Here is a 24,604-nt window from a genome sequence, read left to right as displayed (position 1 = left end):
TCGAGGTATAAAGTATGTCTGCTGTCGTAGATGAACACGATCATCATGCCGATGATCATCACGATCACGGTCCTGCCAAAGGCATTTTAAGATGGATTGTTACCACTAACCATAAAGACATCGGTACTATGTATCTGGTGTTTGCGCTGGCAATGTTTTTTGTTGGCGGTGCCATGGCAATGGTTATTCGGGCTGAATTGTTTGAACCAGGCTTGCAGTTTGTTGATCCGGCTTTTTTTAACTCAATGACCACCATGCATGCTCTGGTTATGGTGTTTGGTGCTGTTATGCCGGCCTTTGTAGGGTTGGCCAATTGGCAAATTCCGTTAATGATTGGTGCCGCCGATATGGCTTTGCCGCGCATGAATAACATGAGCTTTTGGCTGTTGGTTGCCGGTGTATTATTGCTGGCCAGCACCTTGTTTATGGAAGGTGGTGCGCCTAATGGTGGTTGGACTTTATATCCACCGTTGGTATTGCAACCGATTACTGTTGGTAAAGCCTTACCATTTGCCGTGTTCTCGGTGCATTTGCTGGGTATTTCTTCCATCATGGGTGCCATTAACATTATTGCCACGATTACCAATATGCGTGCACCTTCCATGCGAATGATGGATATGCCGTTGTTTGTCTGGACCTGGTTAATTACCGGTTTCTTGTTGATTGCTGTTATGCCGGTATTTGCAGGTGCAGTAACCATGCTGTTAACCGACAAATTTTTCCATACCAGCTTTTTTAATGCGGCGGGCGGTGGTGATCCGGTACTTTATGAACATATTTTCTGGTTCTTCGGGCATCCGGAAGTGTATATCATGATTTTGCCAACTTTTGGTGTTGCTTCTACCATTATCCCTATATTTGCCCGTAAACCTTTATTTGGTTACGCGTCAATGGTTTGGGCGACTGGTGCGATTGCTTTTCTGGCCTTTATTGTTTGGGCGCATCATATGTTCACCGCCGGTATGCCTTTGGCGGGTGAGTTGTATTTTATGTATGCCACCATGATTATTGCCATACCCACCGGTGTTAAAGTATTTAACTGGACAGCGACGATGTGGGATGGAGCAATGACTTTTGAAACGCCCATGTTGTTCTCGATTGCTTTTGTAGTGTTGTTTACCATGGGGGGCTTTACCGGTTTAATGATGTCCATTGCGCCGTCAGATTTCCAATACCATGATACTTACTTTATTGTCGCGCATTTTCATTACACCTTGGTGCCAGCCTCTATTTTTATGTTAATGGCTGCCGGATATTTCTGGTTACCCAAGTGGACCGGCCATATGTATAACGAAAAAATCGGGCAACTGCATTTTTGGTTGTCGGCTATTTCAGTAAACATATTGTTTTTTCCGCAACACTTTTTAGGTTTGGCAGGTATGCCACGCAGAATTCCTGATTATGCGGTGCAATTTGCTGATTGGAACATGATTTCAAGTATTGGCGGTTTTATTTTTGGTGCCAGTCAATTGCTGTTCTTGTATATCGTTATTGATACTGTCAGAGGCGGTACTGGCGAAAAAGTAACTGACGAGGTTTGGGAAGATGCGGCCAAGCATGGCTTGGAATGGACCCTGCCATCTCCGGTTCCTTATCATACCTGGACGACACCGCCTGCGATTGTGCCGACTGAACACGTTTTGGACTCACATTAAGGCATAAAAGAGACATTGCCAGACTCAACGTTGGCAATGTCTCGATTAATATATGACAATAAAAAATAAAAATATTTTAACGGCAGTCATTTTGGTGGCTATTGCCTTTATTCTTTATATTTTTGCGGTGATGCAAGCCGTTTCTCAATGAGTGAGAGTGTCGGCAAGAAAAACGCCAAATTAGCGAAAACCTTGCTGGTAATTGCGGTGGCCATGTTTGGTTTTGGTTATGCGCTGGTACCCATTTACGATGTGTTGTGTGAATGGAAATGGATAGAGCGGGATAGACCTGATGATATTAAAAAAGTCCCTGAGGTTGCTTATGAAGTTGATTTGAGTAGAGAAATTACCGTAGAGTTTATTACCATGCTCAATGAGTCAACGCCTATGGAATTTCGCGCAGAAAAAAAACAGATAAAAGTCCATCCGGGTGAATATAATACGGTCAATTTTTATGCGACCAATAAAACCAACAAAGATTTATTGGCAAGAGCTATTCCGAGTTTTTCACCGGCTGTTATCAGTAGCTACTTTGAAAAAATCATGTGTTTTTGTTTTGATGAGCAAATCTTTAAGCCGCAAGAAACCAAAACTTTGCCGATGCGCTTTACCATTAATCCAAAATTACCTAAAGAATACAATACCATTACACTGTCATACACATATTTCGACAATACTGAAAAATCAGTAAAAAAATAAAAGGTGAAGTTTATGTCTACAAATACCGCTTATTACATTCCTCATAAAGCGACCTGGCCAATCATTGGTACGATTGGTTTGATGATTATGCTGGCTGGATTTGCAAACTATTTAAATGGTTCTTCAATAGGCCCCGGCATGATGGTCGCTGGTTTACTGGTCTTTGTTGCCATGTTGGTGGGTTGGTTTGCCTTGCAAGCGCATGAAAGTGAGACCGGCATGTACAGCAAACAGGTAGGCGTGTCTTACCGTATGGGTATGTTGTGGTTTATTTTTTCTGAAATAATATTTTTTGGGGTATTCTTCGGTACCTTGTGGTATACCCGTAATTTATCTGTGCCCTGGTTGGGTGAGGGCGCAACTAAGGAGCTGTTATGGCCTTCTTTTGAGGCGATATGGCCAACGAATGGTCCAGGTAAGGTTGGCGGTGATTTCGAACCCATGGGTGCTTGGGGTTTGCCATTTTTGAATACCTTGATTCTATTGACCAGCGGTGTTAGTTGCACGTGGGCACATCATGGCTTATTGCCACCAAAACCAGGTGTTGTCAGGACACCGGAAGAGGGGCGCAGCCAATTAATCAAGGGCTTGATAATTACTGTTGCTTTGGGTTTCTTGTTCGTTACCCTACAGGCGATTGAGTATCATGAGGCTTATAGTGAAATGGGCTTGACTTTAGGCTCAGGTGTTTACGGCTCTACATTTTTTATGTTGACAGGTTTTCATGGCTTTCATGTCTGCGTGGGTGCCATTATTTTAAGTGTGGTGCTGTTTCGTAGCTGGAAAGGTCATTTTACCAAAGAAAATCACTTCGCTTTTGAAGCGGCTGCCTGGTATTGGCATTTTGTTGATGTCGTATGGTTAGGTTTGTTCGTGTTTGTTTACTTACTGTAACTTACGGTCAGCATCCAAAAAAGCGCTGCCTAACAACAGGCAGCGCTTTTTTTTTGTCGGGAGTGTTATCAGTTTATTTAATGGCATCAGTCTGAACCGGTTTTTTCATGTGCATTTGCATACCCAGTCCCTGAGGTTTGTAAGCCCCGGTTATCAGGGCAATAAAAATAAAAGCAAATAACAGGATTGAAAGAGTAATCCGAAAAGTCAGTGCTTTGACTGTTTTTTCCGATGACTCTTGGTTTTTATGGCTAACCAAGTGAAACAGGGCTGAGCCGAGACTGATAATTATCAGAATAAAGGCAATGATGACGACGCTTTTGATAATCATGGTAGTGTTTATATGTGATGGTAAGGTTTTTTCTATTCTCGTTTATTAATGTGTCTGTGCCAATAGGTTAAAGAAAAAAAGCATGATTTTTAAAATTGGACGCTATTCACTCACCTTTAAAAAAGGCACTACGCTGGCTTATTGTTGTTTATTGCCGTTATTGATGGCGTTGGGGATGTGGCAACTAGGGCGGTCAGAAGAGAAAAAGATATTTCTTGAGCAGCAAGAACAAGGACGGGCTTCTGTTGAAGTCATGCAGTTATCATCTGCTGTTGATATTGATGTAGGCGTGCTCAGGTATAAAAAAGTACAAGTAGCCGGGCATTATGATCAGGCGCATCAGTTTTTGATCGATAATCAAATTAGTGGCGGGAAAGCCGGTTATTTTGTGTTGACGCCGTTTGTTCTGGAAGGGGAGGCAACCGCTGTCCTGGTTAACAGGGGCTGGGTTCCGTTAAATAAGATTAGATCGGTTTTGCCTGATATACAGCTTAAGAGTCAGCAAGCACAGATAAGCGGACGGATAAATCAGTTTCCTGCTGTTGGCATAAAATTAGCCGGGGCTGAAATACCAACAGAAGGTTGGCCTTCCGTTCTTCAGGTGGTCGATAGTCAAATTTTGGCAAAGAAACTGGAATATCCTTTATTCCCGTTCCAGATAGAGCTGGATAAGGATCTTCCCGAAGGCTTTGGTAGGGAATGGCAAACAACAACAATTATGTTGCCAGAGCAACATACGGCCTATGCTGTTCAATGGTTTGCACTGGCATTTACGCTCACAATACTATTTATTGGCTACAGTTTTAAAAGAAATGATGACTAAGCAACAGAAAAAAAATCGATTATTAATTCTGGTTATTTTTGGAATGACCATTATTCCTTTTTTAATAGCCTGGGGTCTGAAAGAAAATCCTGAGTTGGTAAAAGGAAAAACCAATATCGGGCAATTGATCATGCCTTCAATATCAACTGAGCGAGCTGATTTTACCGGTTTTGATACCTTTTCAACTGAAAGTCTGGGTGAGCTTGCCGGACATTGGTTAATCGTTAATGTCATTCCAAATACCGGTTGTAATGAAATTTGCCTTGATGCACTGCTTAAAACCAAGCAATTAAGACTGATGTTAAATAAGGAATTGCCACGCACACGTCGGGTGGTGATGCTTTTTAAAGAGCCTGCTGCGGAAATTGCAAATGAATGGTGGCTAAAAGATACGCTTTTATGGCGGCTGCGGCGTACAGAAAACAAGGAAGATAATGCGCTTTTTTTGAGCTTGCTTCGTGAAGAAAATAAAATAAACTCAGCGCTAACGGAAAAATTAATTGGTAGTGAAGATCGGGAATTTGCACTTAATTCAGATCTGATCAGGGTAAAACCCAATGCGGAATTAGCCAGGAAAATTATCGATATCAGAAAAGGTACCCTACCTGACGGGATGTTGTTGTTGATAGATCCTTTGGGAAATTTAATGATGCAATATGAACCGGGTTTTAATACCTATAAAGTAAAAGATGATCTCATGCATCTACTTAGAATCTCACAAATTGGATAGTGGTAAATAAAATGTTTAGAAAGTTAACTTTATTTGGCGTTTTTTTAACGTTAATTATGATTGTTTCAGGTTCATGGTTTCGACTGTCTGCTGCTGATCCTGCGTTATTTAATCAAAACCTTGTTGATATTTTAAGAAGTATCCCGGTTTATTTGACGGCGACAGCAGGTTTAGTGGTCTTGTTGCTGGGGGTGTTTTCATGGCAGCAACATCATTGCAGGTTTGCCGCAGTAACATCCTCATTAATATTGCTGGTTTTAGCCGGATTATCAGCGGCTTTAGGTTTTTGGGCTAAAGCAATAGTCGATATGCCTGTGGTAATAGTCACTAATGTCTTACTGGGTATGCTAACTGTTTGGCTGCTTTTTTGGCTGTATTTACGGGTTAATCCGTTAATAGCCGGTCAGGTCAACGTAAAAGGGCAGGTGCGTAGAGGGCTTGTGGGTTTTACCCGTTTTGCCATGGTTATTTTGGTATTGGAGATTATTCTGGGTGCCTGGGTTAGTGCCAATCATGCGGCGTTGGCCTGTAGTGGCTTCCCTCAATGCAGTGGGCAATGGTGGCCTGAAGCCGATTATTTTAATGCACTGGATTTATTTAACGGTTTGTTTACCGGTTATACCGGCGTAATTTCCTTCGATGCACAGGTAGCGGCCAACTGGTTGCATAGAGTGGGCGCATTGTTGTGCTTTTTGTTGTTAAGTTTACTGATGTTCAGTGCAACGTTAACAAACTCGTTAAAACAGGTAAGAGCAGCTGGTTTATGGCTGGGTGCCTTGTTGTTTATGCAGCTTGGTTTGGCAATTATAGGTCTTAAGCTGGGTATGCCTGTTTGGGCAGTTTTGGCGCATCATGCCGTTGGAATATTATTGATGCTGCCTTTGATTGCCATCAGTTTTTATAGTCGATATGGGTGGGTTGAAACACAAATTCCCGTTACTAAAAAAACACAACGTCGACAAAAATTCGTTAAAACTGATGCCGTTGCCGTACCTGTAGAAGTTTTTGAGGAAGCTGTTTATGTAGAGCCGGCACCTGAGTCTTTATATTTACGTCTTACCTCACAGTTAAAGCGAACGCGCTCAGGTCTTAGCGGAATGCTGGCCAGCTTGCCTATCGGCCAGAAAGAAATTAACGATGATTTGCTGGAAGAAATTGAAGCCGGTTTGCTGATGGCTGATGTTGGCTTTGATGCGACATCCGATATAATCAGACACTTGACGCAAAGTGTTGAGCGCCACCAGTTGCAGGATGGAGTTGCCTTGTCGGCAGCTTTAAAACAGGAATTGCTGGGTATCATAAAGCCCTGCAGTCTGCCTCTGCAAATACCTGCACAAGACACGCCGTTTGTTATTCTGGTGGTGGGTGTTAATGGTGCCGGTAAAACGACGACTATCGGTAAATTAGCCAAACGTCTTCAGGCTCAAGGTCATAGTGTTATGTTGGCCGCCGGGGATACTTTTAGGGCGGCGGCGGTTGAACAGTTGCAAGTTTGGGGTGAGCGTAATAATATTCAGGTGGTAGCCCAGCATACCGGCGCAGATTCGGCATCGGTTATTTATGATGCCCTGCAATCTGCAAAAGCTAAAGGTATCGATGTTTTGATCGCAGATACCGCTGGTCGGTTACACACAAAAGCTCATTTAATGGATGAGTTGAAAAAAGTAAAAAGAATTATGAGCAAGCTGGATCAGGAAGCGCCTCATGAAGTGTTACTGGTATTGGATGCCGGAACCGGACAAAATGCTTTGTCTCAGGCAAAACTGTTTAATGAAACAGTGGCTTTAACAGGGATGGTGTTAACCAAGCTCGATGGTACGGCCAAAGGTGGTGTTATTTTTGCATTAGCCAAACATACCGGCATTCCGATTCGTTTTATAGGTATAGGGGAAGGTATTGATGATTTACAGGATTTTGATGCGGAGTTGTTTGTTGACGCCTTGTTTACAAAAGACTAAAAAGTCATGATAAAGTTTGTCAGTGTCAGTAAACGTTACCCTGATACCGGTGACGTATTGCGTAATGTCAGTTTCCATTTAAAGCGTGGCGAAATAGCTTTTCTTACCGGTCATTCAGGAGCCGGGAAAAGTACTTTGTTGCGATTAATTGCTACCATGGAGCGCTGCAGTCGAGGGCAGATATTATTGGATGGACAAGATCTTGGTCAGGTAAAAGAAAATCAGTTGCCTTATATAAGAAGAAAAATGGGCTTTATTTATCAGGATTATAAGCTACTTCATGATAGAACGGTTTTTGATAACGTGGCCTTACCGTTGGTGATAGCCGGATTTGGGCACCATGAAGTCGTTCGTAGGGTAAGGGCGGCTTTGGATAAGGTCAGTTTGACGGGCAAAGAAAAAAAATATCCCCTGGCTTTGTCAGGTGGTGAGCAGCAGCGGGTAGGTATTGCCAGGGCTGTAGTTAACAAGCCGCCAATTATTATTGCCGATGAGCCAACCGGCAATCTGGATCCGGATTTGTCGGCAGAAATCATGTTTTTGTTTGCCCAGTTTCAACAGGTCGGTGTTACCGTGTTGATTGCTTCACATGATATTTCTTTAATTACACAACTAAATTACCGTGTCTTAAAGATAGATCATGGTCAATTGGTGTCGAGTTAACTTATGAAACGAGATCATAAAAATCGTATCAGGAAAGATATTCCGGTTAGGTCGGTCAGGACTGATGTTCGGCAAACCAAGACGGCAGGGGGTAATTTTGTCGATAAAATAAAGGCTTATCGGGATCTTCATGCACATGCCTTGTTTTCCAGTCTGGGTCGTCTGGTCGCTTCACCTTTTACGTCGATAATGACTATAGCGGTCCTTGCTATTGCCATTTCACTGGCGAGCGGTTTTTATATTTTGGTAGTCAATCTTCAGCAATTAACGGGTAATCTGGAAACCAGCAATCAACTCTCTTTGTTTCTCAGGGATGATGTTTCTGATGCGCATGCCAATAAGTTGGCAGATAGCATTCGGCAGAACGAGAATGTTCAGGACGTTAAAATAATCTCCAGAAAACAGGCGTTGACTGAATTTCAGACTTATAGTGGCTTTGGTACTGCTATTAATGCATTGGAAGAAAATCCGTTACCTATTGTCATTCAGGTGCTACCAAAGAATAGTCTGGAAGATAAGCAAGGGCTTGAGGATTTACTGAAAAGCTTTGAACAATCGCCTGAAGTCGATTTTGCCCAGATGGATTTGCAGTGGATTGAGCGCCTGCAATCTATTATGTCGGTAGCGCGACTATTTGCTACATTGCTGAATCTGATGTTGGGTGGCGCTGTGTTGTTTATTATTGGCAATACCATACGGCTGGAGTTGCATACTCGCCGTGATGAGGTAGTGATTGCGAAATTGGTCGGCGCGACAAACGGGTTTATCCGAAGGCCGTTTTTATACACAGGTTTTTGGATTGGTTTTATTTCAGGGGTATCGGCATGGTTTGTTGTGACTACGCTGATGCTTGTATTAAGGCAGTCGGTTGAAAAGCTGTCAGGACTTTATGGGGATAGCTTCCATTTGTTGTTTTTGGATTTCACACAAACATTGGCATTGATAGGTATTTCTTCGGCACTGGGAGTATTGGGCTCATGGGCAGTACTGATGTATCAGCTTCAGCATACCAAGTCGGAGTAAAAAATGTGCTGTAAAAATTATTGGCACTCTGATTCAGAGAGTGCTAGAATTCGGGTAGAGTTTTTTCCCAGGAGATACCATGAGTAATGCATTGACTTTACCTGTTAATTTATCAGTTGGAACATTTGACGCCTATTTAAATCTGGTTCGGCAAATGCCCAGATTAACCTCTGAGCAGGAGCGTGAGTTGACGCTAAGATTTAGAGATGACGGCGATTTAGAGGCGGCACGTGAATTGGTTATGACCAATTTACGCTTTGTTGTTCATGTTGCCAGAGGATATAGCGGTTATGGTCTGTCAATGCCTGATATTATTCAGGAAGGTAATATTGGCTTGATGAAGGCTGTTAAGCGTTTTGATCCTGATGTCGGTGTGCGTCTGGTCTCTTTTGCGGTACATTGGATTAAAGCTGAAATTCATGAGTATGTGATTAAAAATTGGGGCATCGTCAAGGTTGCTACAACTAAAGCCCAGCGAAAATTGTTTTTCAATCTACGTAAATCCAAAAAAGATATTGGTTGGTTATCCAACAACGAAGCAATGGCTATTGCGGAAGATCTTAATGTTGATCTTAGCGATGTTTATGAAATGGAAAAACGTTTGGGTAGTCAGGATATGTCATTTGATGTGCCTGTTGACGAATCTTCTGAAGACGGTTACGCCTACCCTGCAAACTATCTTCAGCAGCATGGCACCGATCCTTCTGTTTTGCTTGAAAATGCCGACTGGGAAGGGCATGGCCAAGATTTATTGGCAGAGGCGATGGCGGGATTGGATGAGCGAAGCCTGGATATTCTGTCAAGCCGCTGGCTGGCAGACAAAAAAGCCACATTACATGAGCTTGCCGAGCGCTACAATGTGTCGGCAGAGAGAATCAGGCAGTTAGAGCAAAATGCCATGAAGAAGCTAAGAGCGACCGTTGTACTGGAAGCTTGACAGCTAATTTAAGTTGTTAAAAAAGGCTTGGCGATTTAATCGTTAAGCCTTTTTTTTAGCCTGAATTTTTAAGCAGGATTAAGCAAGTTTAATACTGTTTGTGCCTGTTCTGCAGCTTCATGGCCCAGGGCAGTCAAATAACCGCCATCTTCCTGTGTAACAAGTCCCTTATCGTACAAACGTTTGGTGGCAGCAATAGTTTCCGGTGTCGCCGTTTTATGTACTTTAATACCTTCTTGGGTAGTGCTCAGGTTGTAGCGAACCAGAATGTTTATTTCGTCTACAATGTCTTGGGTATAGGGCATGGCAAATCCTCATGATTTATTGATCGCAGATAATATCATAAAGCGATTTTTATCGAAGGAGTATTTTTTTTCAGAAGCACTGCTTACCATCAATAACGACGCATTGAGCTATCACAATTACAAGACCAGGCATCAATTCCGCCAGTTAAATTACTAATGTTTTTAAAGCCCGATTGCGCAAGATAGTTAGCCGCTTGTTGGCTACGCATGCCATGATGACAAATGACGACAATTTCCTGTTGCATTTCCAACTCACTTAGCCTGTTCGGGATTTGATTAAGCGGGATCAATACGCTGTTGGCAATATGGCCGTATTCATATTCATTAGGCTCTCTTACATCCAGCAAAAATAGTTTTTCTTCCTGATCAATTTTATTCTTGAGTTCGGTTGCCGATAATTGTTTTACAGTCATGGTTATCCTTTATTAATAAATCGATCCAGGCGTTGGATGGCAATAGTCATTTTAGCGAATGATGTCGTATATGAAAAGCGCAGCATGTGGTTAGCTTCATTACTGCCAAAATCTTTTCCGGGTGTTATGGCAACACCTTCAGCTTCCAAAAAATCCAGTGCGAATTGATAACTGTCATCAGTAAACTTTTTGGCATTGGCGTAAATATAAAAAGCACCGGCAGGCTTAATGGGGATTTCAAAGCCCAAACGTAACAGGTTATCATAAAGAAAATCCCGTCTGGCGGCAAATTCCCGGCGTCTGTTTTCAAGTTCTGCCAGAGTATTTTCATCAAAAGCAGCTAATGCAGCATATTGTGCTGGCGTAGATGTTGAGATATAAATGTTCTGAGCGAGTTTCTCCGTAGCTTCAATAAACTCATCCGGCACAATCAACCAGCCAATACGCCAACCAGTCATGCCAAAATATTTGGAGAAACTGTTAATGACAAATACATCGTCGCTAAACGCCAGCGCTGAAGTGGCTGTTGTATCGTAAACCAGTCCGTGATAAATCTCATCCGAATAAAAGCAGCCACCCAAGTCATTAACCGTAGCAATAGCTTGCTGCAATTCTTCAGGCGTAATAAGTGTTCCGGTAGGATTGGAGGGAGAGGCAATCAATGCGCCTTTGGTCGCGGGAGTCCAATATTCTTTGATCAGTTGTGCAGTTAATTGATAACCGGTGCCTGCATCAACGGCGATGGTTTTAGTCTTGCCGTCAAACAAGCGGGTAAAGTTGCTGTTACACGGATAACAAGGGTCAGCTATTAACAGTTCTTCTTGCGGGTTAAGGCTAACCCCAAAAGCCAATAAAAACGCACCAGAAGCCCCAGGGGTTACAAAAATGCGTTGTTCATTTATAGTTACCCCATAACGCTGTTTATAAAAGGCAGCTATTTTTTTACGTAGTTCAGGTAAGCCGGCTGCAGGTGTATATTTAACCTCGCCGGTTTGAATGTGTTTAATACCGGCATTGACAATGGTTGGTGGTGTTGGAAAATCCGGTTCACCGATTTCCATGTGAATAATGTCTTTGCCTTGCGATTCTAGTTGCTTGGCATGGCGTAGTAATTCCATGACATAAAACGAAGAAATCTTCGAATTTCGTTCAGCCAGTCGTGTCTGCATAATGCCGGAACCCATAAAAAATAGAAATGATACCAATAAACCTTGCTAACTGGCGATTATTCTGCTAAAAATGCGCAGTTTTTATTTATACTGTCTAGTAGGAGTTAATGGATGACCGATAGTACTCAACCGATTGCATCACCGTTTAGTTTCAAGTCTTATCAAGAAGCTGAAGGCGAAGAATATATGAATGAAGCTCAATTAAAGCATTTTGCGACCATTCTCAAGAATTGGAAAGCCGAATTAATGCACGAAGTGGATCGTACTGTGCACCACATGCAGGATGATGCCGCTAATTTCCCAGATCCTAATGATCGGGCGACGCAGGAATCAGAATTTAGTCTGGAATTAAGAACGCGTGACCGTGAACGTAGACTTATTAAGAAAATTGATGAGTCCCTTAAAGAAATTGAATCAGGTGACTATGGTTTTTGTGAGTCATGTGGCATAGAAATAGGCATACGCCGCCTTGAGGCCAGACCCACTGCCAGTTTATGCATTGATTGTAAAACTCTAGATGAAATTCGGGAAAAACAGATGGGCTAGCCTTTTTGAAGCTTCTAGCGCTCAATAAGCAACATACAGAGGACGAGTTTGCAACTTTGCCTACCGGTCCTCTGTATGTCGGCTCGCTTTACATGGTCTTCACCGGTTTTTTACAAGCCCTTTGATCACAAGGTTTGTGCCTGTAGTTGACAGTGATTTACCATTACTTATTCCGGTATCTGCCGATCTTACCTAGAAATCTTCTTCGCTTTCGCCTTAATTGCAATCGCATTCGCCAATATCTTCAAACCAGATTTGCGGTGATTGCTCAATAAAGCGTCGCATTAGTGCGATACAATCAGCGTTGTTTATTTCAACGATTTTCACCCCAGCTTCTTTAAGCCAATCCAGATGCCCCTCGAAGTTAACTGATTCACCAACCACCACAGTACCAATATTAAATTGTCGGATTAACCCCGAGCAATACCAACAAGGTGCCAAGGTAGTTACCAAAATTTTGTCGCGATAGTTGGTTTGGCGACCGGCTTTACGAAAAGCATCAATTTCTCCATGAATCGACGGATCGTTATCTTGTACCCGGCGATTTCGACCTTTTCCTAGCATCGTGCCATGGCTATCAAATAACGCCGCACCAACAGGTACACCGCCTTCATCATAGCCGGTTTGTGCTTCGGCAAGCGCGACGGACAGCATGTTTGCATAGTTGATCATACGAGTTTAATGCCATTTTTATCGATGCTGATTAACTGTTTTTTATACAGCGCCCCAATGGCTTGTTTAAAGACTTTTTTACTGACGCCAAAGGCGCTATAAATAGCTTCAGGCGGGCTTTTGTCGCTTAGCATCAACGTACCATTATTTTCTTTCAATTTATTTAAGATGTTATCGGTTAGTGATACTACTTTGCCATAGCCAGGCTGGTTAAGATTTAGATCAATTTTTCCATCTTCTCTTATTTGTTTAATATAACCATCCAGCTTTTGGCCTCTTTTGAGTGGCTGAAACAGTTCATTTTGATATAGTAAGCCCCAGTGGGTATTATTAACAATAGCTTTAAAACCCAGTTCGGTTTTATCGGCGATAATTAATGACACTTTTTGACCGACTTCAAAATCGACCGATTCATCGGCAATAAAGCGATCAATTTTGGTGGTGGCGGCGATACGGTTTTTATCATCAAGAAATACTTTAACAAGGTATGCTTTCCCGACTTCCATTTCATGGTGTTGTTCACTAAAAGGAACCAGTAAATCTTTGGGCAAACCCCAATCGAGAAAAGCACCGACATAATTAAGCGACACCACTTTTAACCAGGCAATATCATCCACCTGTGCCAACGGTATTTTGGTGGTAGCCGCCAGATGTCCTTCTGAATCGACATAGACAAATACATCCAGGGCATCGCCTAACTGACATTTCTCAGGTGGTTTTTTGTCAGCCAGCAATACTTTAGCTGAAGTGCCATTATCAAGGTAGACGTCAGGGCCTTGTTTTTTAACAACGTTTAAGGTATTAATTTTACCGATATTTAACATGGCAATACTCAACTGGTAATAATGAAACGTACAGCATCCAAGCGTAAATGGGCGGCCTGAATATTTTCATGGGCCAGCATCGTCATATCTTTTAGCTGCTCAATTTCTTCGGTTTTTATGGTTGGATTGACTTTTTTAAGTCTAACCAGGCGTTTTATCTCGGCCGATAGCGAGTCAAGCATGGTATTGGTCGCTTCATCAATCAGCTGTTGCATTTCGGCTTTTGCTTTTAGTTCTGCAGTCGCTAAGAGTTTGGTAATAGGTAGCTTTTGATTATTTAAAAAGTCGATAATTTGTTGTTTATCAAATTTTTTACCGGTTTCCAGTAAACTACTATGCTCTATGGTTTCAGTTAAATCTTGTTGCTGTTGATTAATCAATACTCGAATAGGCGTCGGTGGTAAAAATCGGCCAATTTGTAATTCGGCAGGTGCGCTGCATTCAGCAATAAACAAGCATTCCAGTAAAAACTGACCGGCTTTTAGATCGCTGTGTCTGATGACACTGATGCTGGCATTACCGGTTTCACTGGATAGTACCAAATCAATTGCTGCGGTTACCAGTGGGTGTTCCCACGTCAAAAATTGCAATTCTTCACGTGCCAGTGCCAGTTGCCGGTTTCCGGTAACAGTGGTGCCGTCTTCAGATAAACCGGGGAAGTGGGAAACCCGCATATGGTCACTGGGACGAACAATAAAACAATCTGCAGAATGAAACTCGGTATCAACGCCGAAGCATTCAAAAACATTTTCCATGTAAGGCCAAAGTGCCCCTTCATGTTCGTAGTTATTAAGCTGTTCAATGAGTTCGTCGGATAATTCTTTACGACAGGAGTTTAATTCCAGTAATTGGTCGCGGCCATTGTGTAATTGTGCCTCAATTTCTGAACTAAGAGCTTGGCTTTTGGCGATAAAGGCATCAATATCCGCCTGGTTATTGTTGTGTAGCAGGTCTTCTAGTTCATCGTGCAGTTTATCGGCAACTGTCTGAGCGGCTGAGTTGTTGCTGCGAAAAGCATCAAGTCCTTCGTCATACCAGCGATACAGACTGTGTTGTTGGGTGCTTTCAAGATAGGGGATGTGTATCTGAATAACATGTTTTTGACCAATACGATCCAACCTGCCGATGCGTTGCTGCAATAAATCCGGGTTGGTTGGTAAGTCCCACAAAATCAAGTGATGTACAAATTGAAAATTTCTGCCTTCGCTGCCAATTTCAGAACAAATCAATAATCGGGCAGAGCTCTCCGGATCAGCAAAATAAGCGGCTGCCCGGTCACGTTCAATAATGGTCATGCCTTCATGAAAGACTGCTGAGGCAATGCCGACGCGGTCTTTTAAAGTTTGTTCCAGATCAATGGCCGTTTGTGCGTGTTTACAGATTAACAAGGCTTTTTGGCCACGTAAAGAGGCGCTTGATTCGGTTTTTACTGAGGTTATTAGTTTATCAACCAGCCAGATAAAACGAGGGTCTTGTTGTAAGTCAACAGCTGGTTCACAAGCTCCGCTTTGTGAGTTGTTACCTGTCAAGGCATAGCCATGACGTTCACGCTCTGGAAAGCCTTGTACGGTTTGCCTTGAGTTTCTGAATAAAATTCGTCCGGTACCATGGTGATCAAGTAATATCTTAATCAACGATTCTCTTGCTGCCGTTGATTTTGACGGGTTATTGAGATTTTCCAGTAATCCGCCGACATTGTCATCTTTAAGTAACCGGGTTAGATTTTCTTGGTCATTTTCATCGAGTGCTTGCTCTGCCAATAATAATTTGGCCGCGTTGGCTACCGGTTCAAACTGACGTTCTTCTTCCACGAAAGCAGCAAAACTGTAAAAGCGGTCAGGATCCAGTAATCTAAGCCGGGCAAAATGGCTTTCTTTACCTAGTTGTTCCGGGGTCGCAGTCAATAAAATAAGGCTGGGAGTCTGCAGGCTTAATTGTTCAACAAACTGGTACTCGGGACTGACAGCTTGCTCACTCCATTTGAGATGGTGTGCCTCATCAACAATCACCATATCCCATCCGGCCTGTAAAGCTTGTTGCTGCCGGCGTGGATAATCAGAGAAAAAGCGCTGACTGCAGAGAATTAATTGTTCAGTTAAGAACGGGTTATGATCTTCTGGACTATCGTCTTCATCCAGACCATCGTCATCAGCCATTTCTTCAGTGCAGCGAGCTTCATCAAAAACACTAAAGCGCAGATTGAAGCGCCGAAGCATTTCTACCAACCATTGATGCAGAAGGCTTTCCGGGACGATAATTAATACACGACGAGTCAAGCCATTAATCAGGCGATGGTGCAAAATTAAACCGGCTTCGATGGTTTTACCCAAACCTACTTCATCTGCCAGCATTATTCTTGGTGCAGACCGATTGGCTGACTCGTGGGCAATATATAGCTGATGTGGAATTAATGACGTTCGGCCACCCAGTAAGCCTTTGACGGGTGACTGCTGAAGCTGTTGTAGTCTTAGCCAGGTTTCATAACGTAACAGAAACCATGAGCTGGGATCAATTTGACCGGTAAACAATCGGTCCTGAGGCTTGTTGAATTGAATATGATGATTCAGTTCAACTTCTTCCAAGTGAACTTCTTGTCCGGAAGCATTTTTACCTACGTAGGTAATTAAACCATCTTTCTCGATCAAGCGATTAATGGTCAGCTTTTCTTCATCAATTGATTCAATGATGTCACCTACTGCAAAGCTGACGCGGGTTAAGGGCGCGTTATCGCTTGCATAAGTACGCCGTTCGTCACTGGCTAAAAAAAGCACAGTAACGCGCTTGAAACTTACTTCAAGAATAAGACCTAAACCAAGTTCTGACTCGGTATTACTAATCCAGCGTTGACCGGGGATAAAATCTGCCATTGATTGAACTGCCATTACACATCAAAAAATCGCTATTATAAGCGTTACAGAAGAATTGTTTCGGGTTTTATCACGGCAAATAAGGTTTGCAGAGTAGATGACTTAACAGGTTCTCAGCTCGCTCGCGGCTTTATTGATTTCAAAGTGCGTCAGAGGTCGTTAAGCAGTAGTTAATTTTCAGAGTGCTAATGTTTGTCATCATTAATCAATCAATTAATCAATTAATCAATTAATGAATTAAATTTCAATACCTTCGCCAATTGACATGAGTAATTTGTAAATATTGGAGGAAGGAGAAAGGTCAGAGAAGGTAGAATACAGCTTCTAACAGAGCATTCGCACCCAAACTGACCATGAATGAAATCATGGCAATACTAAATACCGTAAGTCCACATTTAAAAGCCTGCACGCTAAAGCAGATGACCCTGCTTATTGAAGCCATGCTGTCGATGACGGGGCGGGTAACCATGCTGAGTTTGTCGCGTTGGACTGAAAAGGGTGGCAGCTATCGGACGGTACAGCGTTTTTTTAAAGAAAAAATAGCGTGGTCAGCGTTACGTTGACAACTCATAAAGCAACATACACAGGAAACTAAAGGTATATGGTTGCTGATTGGGGATGAGGTCATGGTGACCAAATCAGGGAAAGAAACGCATGGATTAGTTTTTTTTTTCTTCGATTTACAACAAGCCATTGCCTGGGCTATGTTTTTTAAACCTGTCCTTGTTATCTGTCGAAACGCGGACGGCTTACCCTTTAATCACCGAACAGCTGGTGCGCAGCGATGTTCAAGCCAGTGCGCCCAAGGCCGTTATACCAAAAAACTCGAAACCTGGGAGACCTAAGGGCTGTGTTAACAAAAACCGGAAAGTTGTTAAACTATCGTCTTTTCAACGACAGTTGCAAGCCTGTATTAATGCGGCATTAACGCTGATAGAGTTGAATTTGGGAATCGTCTACTTTGTTTACGATGGCGCACTGGGCAACAATGCCGGCCTACAAACCGTTATACAAACGGGGCTACACCTTATTTGCAAGCTACGCCATGATTCAACGCTTTACTTGCCCTACTCGGGCGAGTATTCAGGAAAAGGTAAGCCGCGTAAATACGGTGAAAAACTAACACTGGAAACATTAACGGACGCGCATCGGAAATCGGAGGCCGTGGAAAAAGGCATTCAAACGTGTACCTATCAGGTACACGTTTGGCACAAAAACTTTCCTGAATTGCTCAATGTCGCCATCATTGTAAAGACCAACCTAAAAACAGGACGGATCGCAAAGGTGCTGTTGTTTAGTGATGTCCTGACACTGGCCAGTGAAAAATTGATCAGCTACTACGCTTTGCGGTTTCAAATCGAGTTTAACTTCCGCGATGCCAAGCAATATTGGGGGTTGGAAGATTTTATGAATGTCAAAGAAACGCAAGTCAACAATGCGGCTAACTTCTCCTTGTTCATGGTCACTTTTTCACCGCTTTTATCGGCAAAAATAGAGGGAACCAACAAGGGCAGTATGCTGGATTTAAAAACCATCTTCAGAGCCCGAAAATACACGCAGCGGATTATTAATTCGTTGGACAAAAATGATGACACATTTTTAATCGACGACCGTATCTTCCAAGCCGCAGAAATTGGCAGGATTCATGCAAGAGCGGCTTAAATTTTGGCGAAGGTATTTAAATGATATAGCGCTTTTTTAACCAAATTTTTAGGTTTTTGACTTGGGGCACTGAATAATTACGGCTGATTAAAACTAACGAGGCAGGTTAATACTTGCCTGTCCATTCTATTTTCGATGATGTTGTGGGTAAAAAATTTGTCCACAACATCGGCTTTTCATGAGCCAAACTAGTACTCAGTCAGCGTTGATATGTCGAATGATAGCCCCCATATAATGTCTTTACATTGCCATTAATAAACACCATTGAAAAAGAAATACATAGTACGACTAACGGAAGATGAACGCGCTTATTTGGGAAGTTTGATTCATACCGGAAAAGTGGCCGCTCATAAAAGGTTACACGCTGAAATACTGCTGAAAGCGGATGTTAGCGAGTTAGGAGAAAAATGGCTGGACCGGCCAATAAGTGAAGCTTTTGGTATTTCAAGACGTACCGTTGAACGAGTCCGGGAGCGACTGGTTCAAGAAGGCTTGGAATCGGCTTTAAACCGGGCAAAGTCAATTCGGGTTAGAAGTCGTACTATTGATGGAGAGAATGAAGCCCGTTTGATCGCGTTAAGTTGTGGCGATGCACCTGAAGGGCGTAGTCGCTGGACATTACGTTTACTTGGACAGCAGATGGTTGAGCTGGGTTATATTGAAAGTGTATCGCATGAAACTATCCGGCAAACCTTAAAAAAAACGAATTAAAACCCTGGCAAAATAAAGAGTGGTGTATTCCGGCTAAAAAAAATGCTGAGTTTGTTTGTGCTATGGAAGATACGCTTGAGGTTTACAAGCGACCTTATGATGAAGCGCAACCACTGATTTGCATGGATGAAAGCAGCAAGCAACAGATTAAAGACACGCGAACACCAATACCGGCAAAGCCTGGCACGGTCGCTCGGTACGACACGGAATATGAGCGTAATGGAGTGAGCAATATTTTTATGTTTTTTGAACCCTTGCAGGGCAAACGGTTTGTTGAGGTAACCGATCAAAGAACGGCCATTGATTGGGCGCATCAAATTCGTAACCTGGTTGATGTCCATTACCCGCAGGCTAAACGTATTACCCTGGTTATGGATAATCTGAATACCCATACTGGTGCCTCTTTATATAAGGCATTTGAGCCAAAAGAGGCGAGAAGAATTCTTGAAAAACTAGAAATACACTACACGCCCAAGCATGGCAGTTGGTTAAATATGGCCGAGATAGAATTAAGCATCCTGTCACGGCAATGTATGGATCGCCGCATTCCAGATCAAGAAATGTTAAAAACAGAAATTTTAGCGTGGCAAGAAAAAAGAAATACTATTGCTCGGCCTATGAAATGGCGGTTTACCACGGAGGATGCACGGATAAAACTGAAGAAACTTTATCCGACATTATCAGATTGACTGAGTACTAGTACTCAGTCAGCGTTGATATGTCGGATAAAAGTAGCCCTGTAATAACGAAATTACTGACATGGCATCCAACATTATCAGATTGACTGAGTACTAGCTTGCTTCATTGATTTTTCTTAAGCTAAGCCGTTATTTGTACCAACAAATAACTGGTTAGATCTCACATTGTCATAAAGACAATGCTATTATTCTATATAATGTACTGGTAACCCCCTCTATTTGTCATCTACAGAAATTCTAAAATGCCTTTATTACGTTTATCGAACATCTCCATAGCTTATGGAACCCACGCTTTATTAAAAAATGCCGATTTTCAGCTTGATGCTGGCGAAAGAGTTGGTTTGTTAGGCCGTAATGGCGAAGGAAAATCAACCTTAATGAAGATTATCGCCGGAAATGTGCTTCCTGATCATGGCGATATTTGGCGACAACCTGAATTAAGACTCGCATGGTTGGAGCAATCCCCTGACCTGCCCGATGATGCAACCATTTATGACGCTGTTGCCGGTGGCTTGGGTGAGTTGGGAGAATGGCTTACCCGTTATCATGCACTGACTTTGTCCATGGATTATGATGATGATAAAGCGTTAAACGAAATGGGCGACTTACAGCATAAGCTGGAATCGCATAATGGTTGGCATTTTCAACAACGTGTTGAGACGACCTTAAACAAGCTTGATTTGCCCGGCGAATTAAAAATTAGTGACTTATCCGGTGGTTGGAAGCGTCGCGTCGCTTTGGCAAGAGCCTTGGTCATAGAACCCGAAGTATTACTGCTGGATGAACCTACCAACCATCTGGATTTTGAAAGTATTAACTGGCTGGAAGAGCAAATGCTTAACTTTCAGGGTGCGGTTTTATTTGTCACCCATGATCGGTCATTTTTACAAAAACTGGCGACCCGAATTGTGGATTTGGATCGTGGTAATCTGGTATCTTGGGCCGGTAATTATGATGATTATTTAACCCGTAAAGCCGCCGCTCTTGAAGATGAAGCCAATCAAAATGCTGAATTTGACAAGAAACTGGCCGATGAAGAAGTTTGGATCAGACAAGGCGTAAAAGCACGACGTACCCGTAATGAAGGCCGTGTCAGAGCCTTGGAAAAATTGCGTAATGAACGCGCCCAGCGTCGTCTTCAGCAAGGTACCGCCAGATTGGCTTTGGAAAAAGGTGATGCGTCCGGCAAAAGGGTTATCGAAGTTAAAGATATTAGTTTTGGCTATGGCGAAAAACAAATTATCAAGAATTTTTCAACACTGATTCAACGTGGCGATAAAATTGGCTTGATTGGTGCCAACGGTGCAGGAAAATCAACCTTGTTAAAAATACTGCTACAACAATTGGTGCCAGATAGCGGTACGGTAGAGCAGGGTACAAAGCTTGAAATCGCCTACTTTGACCAATTGCGCGATCAACTGGATCCTAATTTAACCGTTGCCGACACCGTGGCTGATGGTAATGACTTTGTCGAAATAGCGGGTAATAAACGCCATGTTATGTCATATTTGGGTGATTTTCTGTTCGCACCTGCAAGAGCGCGTTCGCCAGTAAAAAGCTTGTCAGGTGGTGAAAAAAATCGTCTGTTGTTGGCGCGATTATTTACCCGACCTGCCAATCTTATCGTCATGGATGAGCCAACCAATGATCTGGATTTGGAAACACTGGAATTATTGGAAGAAAAATTGGTAAATTACGATGGTACCTTATTACTTGTAAGCCATGATCGGGCGTTTTTAGACAACGTAGTAACCAGCGTTTATGTTCTTAACGGTTCAGGTGATGTTGATGAATTTGTTGGCGGTTACACGGACTGGAACACTCATGTGACACAAGAAAAACAGAACAAACCCGCTGTGGTGGCAAAAAAGCCGGTAGCAGTATCGAACCAGGAAAAACCAGTCGCCGCAAAAAAGAAAAAATTAAGCTTTAAAGAGCAGCAAGAGCTTGAAAAATTGCCGCAAATGATTGATGAATTGGAAGCTAAACAAGCCGCATTAAATCTGCAAATCAGTTCATCCGCTTTTTATAAAAAAGATGCTTTGGCCATTGCCAAGACGTTGGATGAATTAAAAGTAACAGAAGCCAAATTGGAGCAAGTTTTTGCCCGTTGGAATGAGTTGGAAGGACTGGCCGAAGAAGATGCCGGCTAAAAGTCATTGCAACAAAGCTGAAACTAGTTTATTCTTGTCGGTTCCCATAGTCTCTGTGGGAAGATAAGTAGGAGAGATGGCCGAGTGGTCGAAGGCGCACGCCTGGAAAGTGTGTATACGGCAACGTATCGAGGGTTCGAACCCCTCTCTCTCCACCAATATTTTGGGGTGTTAGCTCAGCTGGTAGAGCAGTGGACTCTTAATCCATAGGTCCGGGGTTCGAACCCCCGACACCCCACCAATAAAATCAAAGGCTTAGGTGTTTTTCATCTAAGCCTTTTTTATTGCTTGTAGTAAATTTGTAACTTTTTTAGGGAGTAGTTGTTTTTTCCTTCAAAACAGCTACTCTACCTTCTTTTTTTAGACTGGCATTGCCGGTATATTCTTTTAGATGGTCGCTGGATAAGTGCGCGTACCTCATAACCATTGTTAAATCAGCCCATCCACCGAGTTCTTTTAAAACATTCAGCGGTGTGCCGTTCTGAACATGCCAGCTTGCCCAAGTATGGCGTAAATCATGCCATCTAAACTCTTTGATGTCAGCACGAATTAACGCTTTACGCCAGGCGTGATTATTGGCACGGGTTACGGGTTTGCCTTCATAAGTAAAAACAAAAGATTCATTTTTACCTAATTGCGCTCTAATAACTTCCAGTGCATCAGCACCCAAGGGCACGGCAATGGCTTTTTCTGCTTTGGCCTGGTCTGCATGTATCCAGGCACAGTGCCTTTTCATATCCAGTTGTGACCATTGCAAGCCGGTTACATTGGATTCCCGCAAGCCTGTTACCAAGGTGAATTCTGCCATTGCTTTTAAGTGCTCCGGTAATTCCTTTAGCAACCGATCTGCTTCATCATGCGAGAGCCACCGTAACCTTATTTTGGGTTCGGGTAATAATTTAACCGTAGGAATGGTATCAAGCCACTCCCATTCATCTTTTGCACAACTCAGCATTGACCTGAGTAATGCCAGAACCCTGTTAACCGTGCCGTTGCTTGCGCCGGTTTTTAACTTGTCCTGTTTGATTGCATCAATCAAAGACTTGTTTATTTCATCAATGTGTTTATTATTTAAGTGCGCGTTTAGCCATCGCAAATGCACTTTATCAGTGTGCAGGCTTTTTTTGTGGCTACGCTCGCTTAACCATCGTATGACTGCTTCTTGCCAAGTGTGGCGGGGTTTGGCTCCCAAGTTTTTCACCCGCCATGCTTCGGCTTTTATTTTGTCGTGTAGTTCTTGTGCTTCCTGTTTTACTTGAGTCCCAGAAGAGCGTTGTATTCGCTCGCCGTTTGCTGTGGTGATTTGAATCCACCACGTATCATTGCGTTTGTAGATTGACATGTTTCAATAACTCCATTTGTAGTTAAGCCACCATCAATCACGCGCAAGCCTTGCCCACGATCAGGATAACGACCACTTACCCAATCGGCAAGATGTTCTTTGATAAATACCCATCTTTTTCCGGTTTTTCGCCCCGGCACTTCGCCCGTGCTGGCTTTGCGCCGTAATACCTCGGCGTTCATTATTAAAAATTGTGCCGCCTGGTTAAGATTGAGAGTTTCCATAAGTTATTTAACCGCCATTATTTTTTGTTCCAATTCGTATAAAAAATCGTCATTCCAGCCTTTGCAAAAACGCACATGCAATATTTCGTGGAACAACCGAAAACCTTCTGCATCCAGTTTGATAAGCTCACCCAAGCTATAAACAAATTCGGCCCTCATCCGGTACATTGACAAAAAAGCTGCGGCTAAAAAATCACCCGAAAATCCGCCATCTTGGATGCGTTTTAACAGCAAGTCAGCTTCCAGCGTTAAAATTGGTACACCTCTATCAATCGCTACTTGTTGAAAGCTTGTCGGCAAGATTGATGGTTTGCCGATCTTTATTGCTTGTATTTTTTTCATAAAATCCCCTTAACGTGGATCAAAACCCAAATTTTTCAAGTCATATTTAATTGCAAATAACGCATAAGTCATGCGCTCTGCTTCCAGATCTGAAGTTACCAAACGGCGGATTGTTGAAGCATCCAAACGTTTAATAAATTCAGCCAGTGCATCGGCTTCGCATTCTGCCAAACCTGCCTTTATTTCAATCATAAAACCCCGCTCCCAACTAAATTAAAATGGCTAAGGCAGCTGCCTTAATTCGGCTGCTTTTTGGCGAACTAACTGATATAAAAATAATGCTGATCTTGTTCAGAGTAATCGTGCATCAATTCGCGTGCTGCATAGTCCCAATCTATGCAGGTATAAGGCCAGGCCAGCGCCGTATCAAGCGCACCGGTATCTTCGGCATAGTGCTCGGCAAAATCAGCATCCGAGTCGTAGCGACCCTGATAAGCGGCTTCGATTTGCAATAAATCCAGACCACACGCCAAACCTGCATCAATGACTGCCGCCTCCAAAGCGGTCGTGGCCATAAACTCTGAATAGGCAAAAAAATCTGAAGACAAATCGTATTCACCAACAAATTGCTCGGGGATGTCTTCATAATCGCAGACGATCCACTCTTCATCGGTTTGCTTGACCTCTATATAAACATTGCCGCAACACGCACAGACTTTTTCTACCGAAGCGATCACCACCGTATCGCAACGCAAACAGCGCGACGACAACACATTGCCATCGCCTTTTTTATAAGTGGCGGCATAAAGCCCGGCGCTGACCGCCTGACTATAACCTGCCTGATCAAGTCCATCCAACTCGATGGTAAACGGCAGACAATAACCGGACACATAAGCGCCCAGGGGATATAATGTAATATTCATAATCGATAACCTAAACATTGCGATTGTGGAAATCGGCGGGGGGTGTACAAGACCTCTCGCCAACCTTTTAAATTTAAAACTACCTGTATATATTACCATA

The 24,604-nt window shown here is 42.8% G+C and carries 26 protein-coding genes and 2 tRNA genes; 16 read left to right on the top strand and 12 right to left on the bottom strand.

Going from position 1 to position 24,604, the window contains the following annotated elements:
* Positions 1 to 14 precede the first annotated feature (14 nt).
* The 3 genes from KKZ03_RS20510 to KKZ03_RS20500 all read left to right on the top strand — a co-directional run bounded on the left by KKZ03_RS20510 (position 15) and on the right by KKZ03_RS20500 (position 3,248).
* Positions 15 to 1,655: a cytochrome c oxidase subunit 1 gene (locus tag KKZ03_RS20510; RefSeq protein WP_243218597.1), complete on the top strand. Its 1,641-nt coding sequence runs from the start codon at positions 15 to 17 to the stop codon at positions 1,653 to 1,655.
* Positions 1,656 to 1,802: 147 nt separating this feature from the next.
* Positions 1,803 to 2,354 (top strand): cytochrome c oxidase assembly protein, encoded by a 552-nt coding sequence (locus KKZ03_RS20505; RefSeq protein ID WP_243218596.1) that lies wholly within the window; start codon positions 1,803 to 1,805, stop codon positions 2,352 to 2,354.
* Positions 2,355 to 2,366: 12 nt separating this feature from the next.
* Positions 2,367 to 3,248, top strand: a complete 882-nt coding sequence (locus KKZ03_RS20500; RefSeq protein ID WP_243218595.1) for a cytochrome c oxidase subunit 3 — start codon at positions 2,367 to 2,369, stop codon at positions 3,246 to 3,248.
* A 73-nt stretch (positions 3,249 to 3,321) separates the two neighbouring features.
* On the opposite strand, the gene KKZ03_RS20495 is transcribed toward KKZ03_RS20500, so the two are convergent.
* Positions 3,322 to 3,579 carry a twin transmembrane helix small protein gene (locus tag KKZ03_RS20495; RefSeq protein ID WP_243218594.1) on the bottom strand — a complete coding sequence of 86 codons (258 nt, stop codon included), beginning with the start codon at positions 3,577 to 3,579 and terminating at the stop codon, positions 3,322 to 3,324.
* Between the two features lie 82 nt (positions 3,580 to 3,661).
* Between KKZ03_RS20495 and KKZ03_RS20490 the strand changes: the two genes are divergently transcribed.
* The 6 genes from KKZ03_RS20490 to rpoH all read left to right on the top strand — a co-directional run bounded on the left by KKZ03_RS20490 (position 3,662) and on the right by rpoH (position 9,713).
* On the top strand, positions 3,662 to 4,402 hold the full coding sequence (locus tag KKZ03_RS20490) for an SURF1 family protein (protein ID WP_243218593.1): 741 nt from the start codon (positions 3,662 to 3,664) through the stop codon (positions 4,400 to 4,402).
* The gene (locus tag KKZ03_RS20485; protein WP_243221698.1) at positions 4,395 to 5,132 is read left to right on the top strand and encodes a hypothetical protein; all 738 of its coding nucleotides are present in this window, start codon (positions 4,395 to 4,397) and stop codon (positions 5,130 to 5,132) included. The genes KKZ03_RS20490 and KKZ03_RS20485 overlap by 8 nt, the downstream gene beginning before the upstream one ends.
* A gap of 11 nt (positions 5,133 to 5,143) precedes the next feature.
* On the top strand, positions 5,144 to 7,090 hold the full coding sequence (gene ftsY / locus KKZ03_RS20480) for a signal recognition particle-docking protein FtsY (protein WP_243218592.1): 1,947 nt from the start codon (positions 5,144 to 5,146) through the stop codon (positions 7,088 to 7,090).
* 6 nt (positions 7,091 to 7,096) lie between these two features.
* Positions 7,097 to 7,753, top strand: a complete 657-nt coding sequence (gene ftsE / locus KKZ03_RS20475) for a cell division ATP-binding protein FtsE (protein WP_243218591.1) — start codon at positions 7,097 to 7,099, stop codon at positions 7,751 to 7,753.
* 3 nt (positions 7,754 to 7,756) lie between these two features.
* Positions 7,757 to 8,776, top strand: a complete 1,020-nt coding sequence (gene ftsX, locus KKZ03_RS20470) for a permease-like cell division protein FtsX (protein ID WP_243218590.1) — start codon at positions 7,757 to 7,759, stop codon at positions 8,774 to 8,776.
* A gap of 79 nt (positions 8,777 to 8,855) precedes the next feature.
* Positions 8,856 to 9,713, top strand: coding sequence for an RNA polymerase sigma factor RpoH (rpoH, locus tag KKZ03_RS20465; protein ID WP_243218589.1), 858 nt, complete (start codon positions 8,856 to 8,858; stop codon positions 9,711 to 9,713).
* A gap of 68 nt (positions 9,714 to 9,781) precedes the next feature.
* Here the strand turns inward: rpoH and KKZ03_RS20460 are convergent, their stop codons facing one another.
* The 3 genes from KKZ03_RS20460 to KKZ03_RS20450 all read right to left on the bottom strand — a co-directional run bounded on the left by KKZ03_RS20460 (position 9,782) and on the right by KKZ03_RS20450 (position 11,600).
* The gene (locus KKZ03_RS20460) at positions 9,782 to 10,018 is read right to left on the bottom strand and encodes a TIGR02647 family protein (protein WP_243218588.1); all 237 of its coding nucleotides are present in this window, start codon (positions 10,016 to 10,018) and stop codon (positions 9,782 to 9,784) included.
* An 89-nt stretch (positions 10,019 to 10,107) separates the two neighbouring features.
* Complete coding sequence (locus KKZ03_RS20455; protein WP_243218587.1) at positions 10,108 to 10,431, bottom strand: rhodanese-like domain-containing protein; 324 nt, start codon at positions 10,429 to 10,431, stop codon at positions 10,108 to 10,110.
* Positions 10,432 to 10,433: 2 nt separating this feature from the next.
* A complete protein-coding gene (locus KKZ03_RS20450; RefSeq protein ID WP_243221697.1) occupies positions 10,434 to 11,600 on the bottom strand; it encodes an aminotransferase class I/II-fold pyridoxal phosphate-dependent enzyme in 1,167 nt (388 codons plus the stop codon).
* Positions 11,601 to 11,711: 111 nt separating this feature from the next.
* Here KKZ03_RS20450 and dksA point away from each other — a divergent pair, with 111 nt between their 5' ends.
* A complete protein-coding gene (gene dksA / locus KKZ03_RS20445) occupies positions 11,712 to 12,146 on the top strand; it encodes an RNA polymerase-binding protein DksA (RefSeq protein ID WP_243218586.1) in 435 nt (144 codons plus the stop codon).
* A gap of 216 nt (positions 12,147 to 12,362) precedes the next feature.
* On the opposite strand, the gene KKZ03_RS20440 is transcribed toward dksA, so the two are convergent.
* Genes KKZ03_RS20440 through rapA form a run of 3 tightly spaced genes read right to left on the bottom strand, consistent with a single transcriptional unit; the run spans position 12,363 to position 16,509 of the window.
* The gene (locus KKZ03_RS20440) at positions 12,363 to 12,815 is read right to left on the bottom strand and encodes a nucleoside deaminase (RefSeq protein ID WP_371744913.1); all 453 of its coding nucleotides are present in this window, start codon (positions 12,813 to 12,815) and stop codon (positions 12,363 to 12,365) included.
* Positions 12,815 to 13,642 carry a S1 RNA-binding domain-containing protein gene (locus KKZ03_RS20435; RefSeq protein WP_243218584.1) on the bottom strand — a complete coding sequence of 276 codons (828 nt, stop codon included), beginning with the start codon at positions 13,640 to 13,642 and terminating at the stop codon, positions 12,815 to 12,817. The genes KKZ03_RS20440 and KKZ03_RS20435 overlap by 1 nt, the downstream gene beginning before the upstream one ends.
* An 8-nt stretch (positions 13,643 to 13,650) precedes the next feature.
* Entirely contained in the window at positions 13,651 to 16,509 is a 2,859-nt protein-coding gene (gene rapA, locus KKZ03_RS20430) for an RNA polymerase-associated protein RapA (RefSeq protein WP_243221695.1), read from the bottom strand.
* A gap of 365 nt (positions 16,510 to 16,874) precedes the next feature.
* Here rapA and KKZ03_RS21870 point away from each other — a divergent pair, with 365 nt between their 5' ends.
* The 6 genes from KKZ03_RS21870 (at position 16,875) to KKZ03_RS20405 (ending at position 21,974) form a co-directional block, all read left to right on the top strand.
* Positions 16,875 to 17,072, top strand: a complete 198-nt coding sequence (locus KKZ03_RS21870; protein WP_256451985.1) for a transposase — start codon at positions 16,875 to 16,877, stop codon at positions 17,070 to 17,072.
* Positions 17,073 to 17,187: 115 nt separating this feature from the next.
* Entirely contained in the window at positions 17,188 to 18,171 is a 984-nt protein-coding gene (locus KKZ03_RS20425) for a transposase (protein WP_256452036.1), read from the top strand.
* A 264-nt stretch (positions 18,172 to 18,435) separates the two neighbouring features.
* A protein-coding gene (locus KKZ03_RS20420) for an IS630 family transposase (RefSeq protein WP_243217008.1) occupies positions 18,436 to 19,571 on the top strand; the annotation gives its coding sequence in 2 pieces (ribosomal slippage) (positions 18,436 to 18,865 and positions 18,865 to 19,571; 1,137 coding nt in all).
* A 251-nt stretch (positions 19,572 to 19,822) separates the two neighbouring features.
* The gene (locus KKZ03_RS20415) at positions 19,823 to 21,733 is read left to right on the top strand and encodes an ATP-binding cassette domain-containing protein (RefSeq protein ID WP_243218583.1); all 1,911 of its coding nucleotides are present in this window, start codon (positions 19,823 to 19,825) and stop codon (positions 21,731 to 21,733) included.
* 70 nt (positions 21,734 to 21,803) lie between these two features.
* Positions 21,804 to 21,891: transfer RNA gene (locus KKZ03_RS20410), tRNA-Ser, on the top strand.
* A gap of 7 nt (positions 21,892 to 21,898) precedes the next feature.
* A tRNA-Lys gene (locus KKZ03_RS20405) sits at positions 21,899 to 21,974 on the top strand.
* Between the two features lie 69 nt (positions 21,975 to 22,043).
* On the opposite strand, the gene KKZ03_RS20400 is transcribed toward KKZ03_RS20405, so the two are convergent.
* The 5 genes from KKZ03_RS20400 to KKZ03_RS20380 all read right to left on the bottom strand — a co-directional run bounded on the left by KKZ03_RS20400 (position 22,044) and on the right by KKZ03_RS20380 (position 24,504).
* Complete coding sequence (locus tag KKZ03_RS20400; RefSeq protein WP_243218582.1) at positions 22,044 to 23,075, bottom strand: site-specific integrase; 1,032 nt, start codon at positions 23,073 to 23,075, stop codon at positions 22,044 to 22,046.
* Positions 22,985 to 23,299 (bottom strand): helix-turn-helix domain-containing protein, encoded by a 315-nt coding sequence (locus KKZ03_RS20395; protein WP_243218581.1) that lies wholly within the window; start codon positions 23,297 to 23,299, stop codon positions 22,985 to 22,987. Before KKZ03_RS20395 ends, KKZ03_RS20400 begins: the two co-directional genes overlap by 91 nt.
* Before the next feature lie 3 nt (positions 23,300 to 23,302).
* The gene (locus KKZ03_RS20390; RefSeq protein ID WP_243218580.1) at positions 23,303 to 23,641 is read right to left on the bottom strand and encodes a hypothetical protein; all 339 of its coding nucleotides are present in this window, start codon (positions 23,639 to 23,641) and stop codon (positions 23,303 to 23,305) included.
* Between the two features lie 9 nt (positions 23,642 to 23,650).
* Positions 23,651 to 23,833 (bottom strand): hypothetical protein, encoded by a 183-nt coding sequence (locus KKZ03_RS20385; RefSeq protein ID WP_243218579.1) that lies wholly within the window; start codon positions 23,831 to 23,833, stop codon positions 23,651 to 23,653.
* 68 nt (positions 23,834 to 23,901) lie between these two features.
* A complete protein-coding gene (locus KKZ03_RS20380; RefSeq protein ID WP_243218578.1) occupies positions 23,902 to 24,504 on the bottom strand; it encodes an antirestriction protein ArdA in 603 nt (200 codons plus the stop codon).
* Positions 24,505 to 24,604 lie beyond the last annotated feature (100 nt).

This window comes from Methylobacter sp. S3L5C (genome assembly GCF_022788635.1).
In the GTDB taxonomy this organism is placed as follows: Bacteria; Pseudomonadota; Gammaproteobacteria; order Methylococcales; family Methylomonadaceae; genus Methylobacter_C.
Note: the sequence above shows the minus strand (reverse complement) of the source record. Positions and strands in the feature narration are given on the sequence as shown.

Bases quoted from the DNA above. Each gene is read 5' to 3' on its own strand.
- KKZ03_RS20510 (WP_243218597.1), top strand. From the start codon at position 15: ATGTCTGCTGTCGTAGATGAACACGATCATCATGCCGATGATCATCAC.
- KKZ03_RS20505 (WP_243218596.1), top strand. From the start codon at position 1,803: ATGAGTGAGAGTGTCGGCAAGAAAAACGCCAAATTAGCGAAAACCTTG.
- KKZ03_RS20500 (WP_243218595.1), top strand. From the start codon at position 2,367: ATGTCTACAAATACCGCTTATTACATTCCTCATAAAGCGACCTGGCCA.
- KKZ03_RS20495 (WP_243218594.1), bottom strand. From the start codon at position 3,579: ATGATTATCAAAAGCGTCGTCATCATTGCCTTTATTCTGATAATTATC.
- KKZ03_RS20490 (WP_243218593.1), top strand. From the start codon at position 3,662: ATGATTTTTAAAATTGGACGCTATTCACTCACCTTTAAAAAAGGCACT.
- KKZ03_RS20485 (WP_243221698.1), top strand. From the start codon at position 4,395: ATGACTAAGCAACAGAAAAAAAATCGATTATTAATTCTGGTTATTTTT.
- ftsY (WP_243218592.1), top strand. From the start codon at position 5,144: ATGTTTAGAAAGTTAACTTTATTTGGCGTTTTTTTAACGTTAATTATG.
- ftsE (WP_243218591.1), top strand. From the start codon at position 7,097: ATGATAAAGTTTGTCAGTGTCAGTAAACGTTACCCTGATACCGGTGAC.
- ftsX (WP_243218590.1), top strand. From the start codon at position 7,757: ATGAAACGAGATCATAAAAATCGTATCAGGAAAGATATTCCGGTTAGG.
- rpoH (WP_243218589.1), top strand. From the start codon at position 8,856: ATGAGTAATGCATTGACTTTACCTGTTAATTTATCAGTTGGAACATTT.
- KKZ03_RS20460 (WP_243218588.1), bottom strand. From the start codon at position 10,018: ATGCCCTATACCCAAGACATTGTAGACGAAATAAACATTCTGGTTCGC.
- KKZ03_RS20455 (WP_243218587.1), bottom strand. From the start codon at position 10,431: ATGACTGTAAAACAATTATCGGCAACCGAACTCAAGAATAAAATTGAT.
- KKZ03_RS20450 (WP_243221697.1), bottom strand. From the start codon at position 11,600: ATGCAGACACGACTGGCTGAACGAAATTCGAAGATTTCTTCGTTTTAT.
- dksA (WP_243218586.1), top strand. From the start codon at position 11,712: ATGACCGATAGTACTCAACCGATTGCATCACCGTTTAGTTTCAAGTCT.
- KKZ03_RS20435 (WP_243218584.1), bottom strand. From the start codon at position 13,642: ATGTTAAATATCGGTAAAATTAATACCTTAAACGTTGTTAAAAAACAA.
- rapA (WP_243221695.1), bottom strand. From the start codon at position 16,509: ATGGCAGATTTTATCCCCGGTCAACGCTGGATTAGTAATACCGAGTCA.
- KKZ03_RS21870 (WP_256451985.1), top strand. From the start codon at position 16,875: ATGGCAATACTAAATACCGTAAGTCCACATTTAAAAGCCTGCACGCTA.
- KKZ03_RS20415 (WP_243218583.1), top strand. From the start codon at position 19,823: ATGCCTTTATTACGTTTATCGAACATCTCCATAGCTTATGGAACCCAC.
- KKZ03_RS20400 (WP_243218582.1), bottom strand. From the start codon at position 23,075: ATGTCAATCTACAAACGCAATGATACGTGGTGGATTCAAATCACCACA.
- KKZ03_RS20395 (WP_243218581.1), bottom strand. From the start codon at position 23,299: ATGGAAACTCTCAATCTTAACCAGGCGGCACAATTTTTAATAATGAAC.
- KKZ03_RS20390 (WP_243218580.1), bottom strand. From the start codon at position 23,641: ATGAAAAAAATACAAGCAATAAAGATCGGCAAACCATCAATCTTGCCG.
- KKZ03_RS20385 (WP_243218579.1), bottom strand. From the start codon at position 23,833: ATGATTGAAATAAAGGCAGGTTTGGCAGAATGCGAAGCCGATGCACTG.
- KKZ03_RS20380 (WP_243218578.1), bottom strand. From the start codon at position 24,504: ATGAATATTACATTATATCCCCTGGGCGCTTATGTGTCCGGTTATTGT.